Consider the following 5,532-nt stretch of genomic DNA (forward strand, 5'->3'; position numbering starts at 1 on the left):
GTGGAGTCGAGGCCCGCCGACAGGAACACCCCGACCGGCACGTCCGCGACCATGTGAGCCGCGACGCTGTCCTTGACCGCAGCGGCGATCTGATCGAGCGCGTTCTCACGGTGGCCTTGGGCCGCCGACGGCAGCTGGCGGAGCGTATCGAGCACATTGGCAAAGCATACCGCTGGCGTGGCACAACCGTTTGCGAAGCGCTGCCAATGGCCGGCTGGCAACGCGCGAATTCCGCGATAGAACGTGTAGGGTTCGGGCACCGATCCCCAGAGCAGGAAGCCGGCGTGGCCGGCCGCTTCGGGCCGGCGGTCGATCGGCGTTTGCAGAAGCGGCTTGACCTGCGACGCGAAGCGGACCGTGCGGCCGTCGTCCGCAACATAAAGCGGCTTTATGCCGAACGGGTCGCGGGCCAGCAGCAACTCCCGTCGCCCAGCGTCCCAGAGCGCAAAGGCATACATGCCGCGCAGATCCGCGAACATGCCGGTACCTTCCCGGGCATAGAGCTTGAGCAGGACTTCGGTGTCGGACTGCGTGCGCGTGGTGATGCCCTGGCTGTTCAAGCGCGCTCGCAACGACTGATGATTGTATATCTCGCCGTTGAAGCAGATCCAGTTGCCGGTGTCGGGATCACGCATCGGTTGCGCGCCGCCTTCACTCAGGTCGATGATGGCGAGGCGCCGATGCGCGAATCCTACGCGCGCGTCCTCCGACAACCAGAGGCCGGCGGCGTCGGGGCCGCGTGCGGTCATCGCATCGCGGACGCGCAGAAGTTCGGACCTTTCGACCGGGAGGGCGTCGGTGCCGTAGGCAAAGGAGCCGTTGATTGCGCACATGACTCAGTGTTTCCAGGCCAGGAAATGTCGTGCGGGGACGTCAGGACGGTCCATCAAGTTAAGCCCGCATGAGAGGGGGCTGGGTTGAGCGCTTCCCGCAAAGCGGGCGCAAGGCGGCATGAGACCTGTCCGTGTTGAGAAGCTGGGTGTTGAGGTTTCGGCGCTCGGATTCATGGTCGCACCCAGCACGACCTTGATGAGGGTGGAATGCCTGAGGCGGGCAGGGCCGATACCGAGGAAACGGCGGCAACGTCATACCAGAACGATATGTCCCGACGCGCGATGAGGTCAGCATCCTTGTGCCCCGTCCGACACCACGGAGGTCGTGGCCCCCATCGCCATGCTCTACCCCGAATTTGCGCGATACCCGCTTTAAGCGGTCGTCCCGTTGCACAAGCAAAGGCGCGCCTATCTAGCCAATGTTATTCATTGCCGCAATACATCGAGACCATGTGATGTTCGGTATCTGGTATCGTCAAACTGTAATGTTTCTTTGATATCGGCTGCGCCTCAGATGGCAAGACCGCCCGGCGTCGTCCTGCTGCAGGGTCTCCCGTGAGTTGTCTCGGAAATGTCCAAGCCGCGCCGGCACCCAGCTTCCGAAGGATTATCGCTCGTGTCGAACCTGCCGCGGCCGGCAGTTGACGCGACAGAGGCGCTTGGCGGCTCGGGAGAGCGCGATGCGGCCAATCGCTCGAGCACAGCTCAGACAAGGATCTGGATCGCACGTGCGGGGATATTTGTCCTGGTCTTCAGCGCCGTCTGGGCTGCGCTGGCCGCGGCCTACGTCCTGCTTCCTTTCCTCAGGCCGGGCTCGGTGGTCATTGCAGACGCGAAGTTCGACACGCTGGTGAAGATGCCAATGTTCGAACCGCAGGACCGGTATCGCATCATGGTGTTCGGTCACAGCAAGATCCTGTCTGCCTTTCGGGCGCGCGACCTCGACGCCGAGATGGGCCCGCATTTTCGTTCGTACAATCTGGCACTGCCCGGGGAAGTGCGCTTTCTTCCGATCCTGGAGGCCGCGTTGGCCGCGGGTAACACCCCGACGCACGTGCTTCTGACGATACCATGGGATGACAAGGCCGAAGTCGACGGGCCTGCAGCACTGCTGCGCGACGACAACCGGCTTGCCGGTACGCTTTTTCCGTTCCGCACGTTGCCTCGCGATGCCGCGCTGTTTCTCTTTCAGAATCAGGAGCGACTTGCGGAAGCAGTTCGTGACGTCGAAGCACAACGGTCGGCCATGATCGACGATAGGGGATGGTACTTTATCAAGTCGCAGAGCCATTATCCCGATGACCGGCTGCCGGCCGACTACTCGTTGCCGACCGACAATGCCGCGCGAAGCCAACCGCGGTTCATTTCCGAAAGATCCCGCGCGCGTGATCGCCTCGAACATCTGGCCCGCCAGCACGGGTTTCAGGTGGGATTTGTTCCGGGGCTTTTTCGTGAAGGCGAGGTGGCGCCGTGCCCTTCGTCCGACCAGTTCCGGCTGACGGCCATGTCCGAGCGGCCACTCATCCGCGTGTTCGGGCCGGACTATTTCGTCTATCCGCCCACACTCTTTGCCGATCCCCAGCACATGAATCCGACCGGTGCAAGGGTTTATACGTCTGAGCTGGCCAGGCTGCTGAAGGCGAGCGGAGCATTCGACTGATGCTCTTCAATTCGTTCGAGTTCCTGGCGTTCTTCGTGACATTTCTTGCGATCTTCTTCGGCCTGCGGAAGCGAACACAGCCGATCGTGTTGTTGATCGCAAGCTACGTGTTTTACATGAGTTGGCGTCCGTCTTTCGGGCTCTTGCTCGCACTGACCACGGCGGTGGATTACACGACCGCGCTGATGATGGCTCGTTCCCGGACCGATGGCGGCCGCAAGGCGGCGATGGTCCTGGCGCTGACCATCAATCTCGGCATTCTCGCAACGGTGAAGTATCTGGATTTCTTCATCGCGAATGTGATCGGTGCGGCCGGACTGTTCGGCTATGTCATCCCGGATTACGCGCTGGGGCTCGCGCTGCCGCTCGGCATTTCCTTCTACACGTTTCAGTCGATCGGTTACACCCTGGACGTCTACTACCGAAAGGTCGAGGCCGAGCGCGACTTCCTCACTTACGCTCAATATGTGAGCTTCTTTCCGCAGCTGATTGCCGGCCCAATCGAGCGTGCCGCGCACATGCTGCCGCAGTTTCGCACGGTTCACCGGTTGTCATTTCCGGATCTGAATGCCGGCCTGTTCTTGATCGGCTTTGGATTGTTCAAAAAGATGTGCATCGCCGACGTGGTCGGGCCGGTGGTCAATGGGATCTATGCGGCCCCCGAACAATATTCCGGAAGCTACCAACTGCTGGCCGTCATTCTCTTCGCCATCCAGATCTATTGCGATTTCTCCGGATATTCCGACATTGCCCGCGGAACGGCCCGCATCATGGGCTTCGATCTCATGATCAACTTTCGACAGCCGTATTTCACCTGCAGCCTGAACGAGTTTTGGCGCTGCTGGCATATTTCTCTGTCGAGTTGGTTCCGCGACTACCTGTTCATTCCACTCGGCGGCAGTCGCGGCAGCGAGTGGAGGACCGCGCGCAATCTGATGATCGTGTTCGCAGTCAGCGGGATATGGCACGGCGCTGCGTGGACCTTCGCCGCCTGGGGCGTGCTGCACGGAACCGGCCTGGTGCTCGAGCGCGCATTCGCGAGAACGGCCAAGGTGGAGCTTTGGTTGAACCCGACGACCCGACGGGTGTTCGGCTGGTTCTGGATGATGGCGATCGTACTGGCAGGTTGGGTCTTCTTTCGGTCGACCAGCCTCGCGAATGCATTTGTCGTGTTCCGAAGCCTGGGCGAGTTCGGTCCGGTGTCGTACGGCACGCTCAAGATGCTTGGGCTTGCGAGCGTGGAATTGTTGATGCTGGGGGTCTCACTTCTCATTCTGTTCGTGGTCGACTTTCACCTCGCATTCCGCCCGCGGCGGCTCGAGGCGCTGGGTGAAATGCGCTGGCTTCCAACGGGCGCGGGGGTGGCGCTCGCATACTACATCATACTTTTCGGCATCTTCGGTCATGCCGAGTTCATCTACTTCCAGTTCTGAGCAGGGAGGCGGATGTGCGGCACTTGGGAAGCGATAGCGTGCGGATCGGATTGGCAAGTGGGCCAAGCAGGTCCGGGGGTGTCGACGGCATCCGTTATCGCGAATTTGCAGCAGTAAGGCGTGAGAAATGAGCAAGCGGATCGCTCTCATCACCGGCGTGACCGGGCAGGACGGCGCATATCTCGCCGAGTATCTGTTGTCCCGCGGCTATGTCGTGCACGGCATAAAGCGGCGCTCGTCCTCATTCAACACGGCGCGGGTCGATCATCTCTATCGGGATCCGCACGCGGGCGACGTGCCGTTCCTGATGCATTACGGCGACATGACCGACTCCACCAATCTGATCAGGCTGGTGCAGCAGATCCGGCCGACCGAGATCTACAATCTCGCCGCCCAGAGCCATGTGGCGGTCTCATTCGAGAGCCCGGAATATACTGCCAATGCCGACGCTGTCGGCGTGCTACGGCTCCTGGAGGCGATCCGCATACTCGGTATGGAGAAAGACACCCGGTTCTACCAGGCTTCGACCTCCGAGCTCTACGGTCTCGTCCAGGAGATTCCGCAGAAAGAGACAACGCCGTTCTATCCGCGCTCGCCCTACGGCGTCGCCAAACTCTACGGCTATTGGATCACGGTGAACTACCGCGAGGCCTACGGCATGTTTGCGTCGAACGGCATCCTGTTCAATCACGAAAGCCCGATCCGCGGCGAGACCTTCGTCACCCGCAAGATCACCCGCGGCGTTGCCCGTATCGAGGTGGGGCTGGACCGGACACTCTATCTCGGCAATCTCGAGGCCAAGCGCGACTGGGGTCATGCGCGCGACTATGTCGAAGGCATGCACAGGATCTTGCAGGCCGAGAAGCCCGGCGATTTCGTGCTCGCGACCGGCGAGACGCGCTCGGTGCGGGAGATGGTCGAGCTCGCGTTCGCGCAGGTCGGCCGCCGTATAGAATGGCGAGGTCATGGCGTCGACGAGACCGGCGTCGATGCCCGAAACGGAAAGACCGTGGTCAAGATCGATCCTGCCTACTTCCGACCGACCGAGGTGGATATCCTGGTCGGCGACGCCAGCAAGGCGCATGCGGTGCTCGGCTGGAAGCCGACGCGCACTTTTGCCCAGCTGGTCGAGGAGATGGTTGCGAGCGATCTCGCCGAGGCGAAACGGGATGCGGCCAATGGCAAGCGTGACATTTGAGCTGAAGGGCAAACGCGTCTATGTCGCCGGTCATCGCGGTATGGTCGGCAGCGCGATCTCGCGGCGGCTGGCGCAAGAGGACGTCGATCTCGTCACGGCCGACCGCAGTGGGCTCGATCTGTGCAACCAGGCCGCCGTGTTCGACTGGTTCGCGAAGGTGCGGCCGCAGGTGGTATTCCTCGCCGCTGCAAAGGTCGGCGGCATTGTCGCCAACGATACGTTGCGCGCCGAGTTCATCTACGACAACATCGCGATCGCTTCCAATGTGATCCACGCCGCGCATCTCAATGGCGCGGAAAAGCTGATGTTTCTCGGGTCGTCCTGCATCTATCCGAAGTTCGCCGCCCAGCCGCTGCGCGAGCAGTCGATGCTGACCGGCCCGTTGGAACCGACCAACGAACCCTATGC

General features: G+C 61.5%; 5 protein-coding genes. 4 read left to right on the top strand and 1 reads right to left on the bottom strand.

Annotated features, from left to right (window positions below; translation table 11 throughout):
• Positions 1 to 833: asparagine synthetase B (locus tag JHD07_RS12165; RefSeq protein WP_291622318.1), on the bottom strand; the 833-nt coding region annotated here is incomplete at its 3' end.
• Between the two features lie 616 nt (positions 834 to 1,449).
• Here JHD07_RS12165 and JHD07_RS12170 point away from each other — a divergent pair.
• The 4 genes from JHD07_RS12170 to JHD07_RS12185 all read left to right on the top strand — a co-directional run.
• A complete protein-coding gene (locus tag JHD07_RS12170; protein ID WP_291622320.1) occupies positions 1,450 to 2,493 on the top strand; it encodes a hypothetical protein in 1,044 nt (347 codons plus the stop codon).
• Complete coding sequence (locus JHD07_RS12175) at positions 2,493 to 3,926, top strand: MBOAT family O-acyltransferase (RefSeq protein WP_291622322.1); 1,434 nt, start codon at positions 2,493 to 2,495, stop codon at positions 3,924 to 3,926. Before JHD07_RS12170 ends, JHD07_RS12175 begins: the two co-directional genes overlap by 1 nt.
• A gap of 127 nt (positions 3,927 to 4,053) precedes the next feature.
• Positions 4,054 to 5,124, top strand: a complete 1,071-nt coding sequence (gene gmd, locus JHD07_RS12180) for a GDP-mannose 4,6-dehydratase (RefSeq protein WP_291622324.1) — start codon at positions 4,054 to 4,056, stop codon at positions 5,122 to 5,124.
• On the top strand, positions 5,105 to 5,532 hold a 428-nt coding region (locus tag JHD07_RS12185), incomplete at its 3' end, for an NAD-dependent epimerase/dehydratase family protein (protein ID WP_291622326.1). The genes gmd and JHD07_RS12185, both read left to right, overlap by 20 nt.

It is taken from the genome of Bradyrhizobium sp. (genome assembly GCF_016462955.1).
Lineage (GTDB): Bacteria > Pseudomonadota > Alphaproteobacteria > Rhizobiales > Xanthobacteraceae > Bradyrhizobium.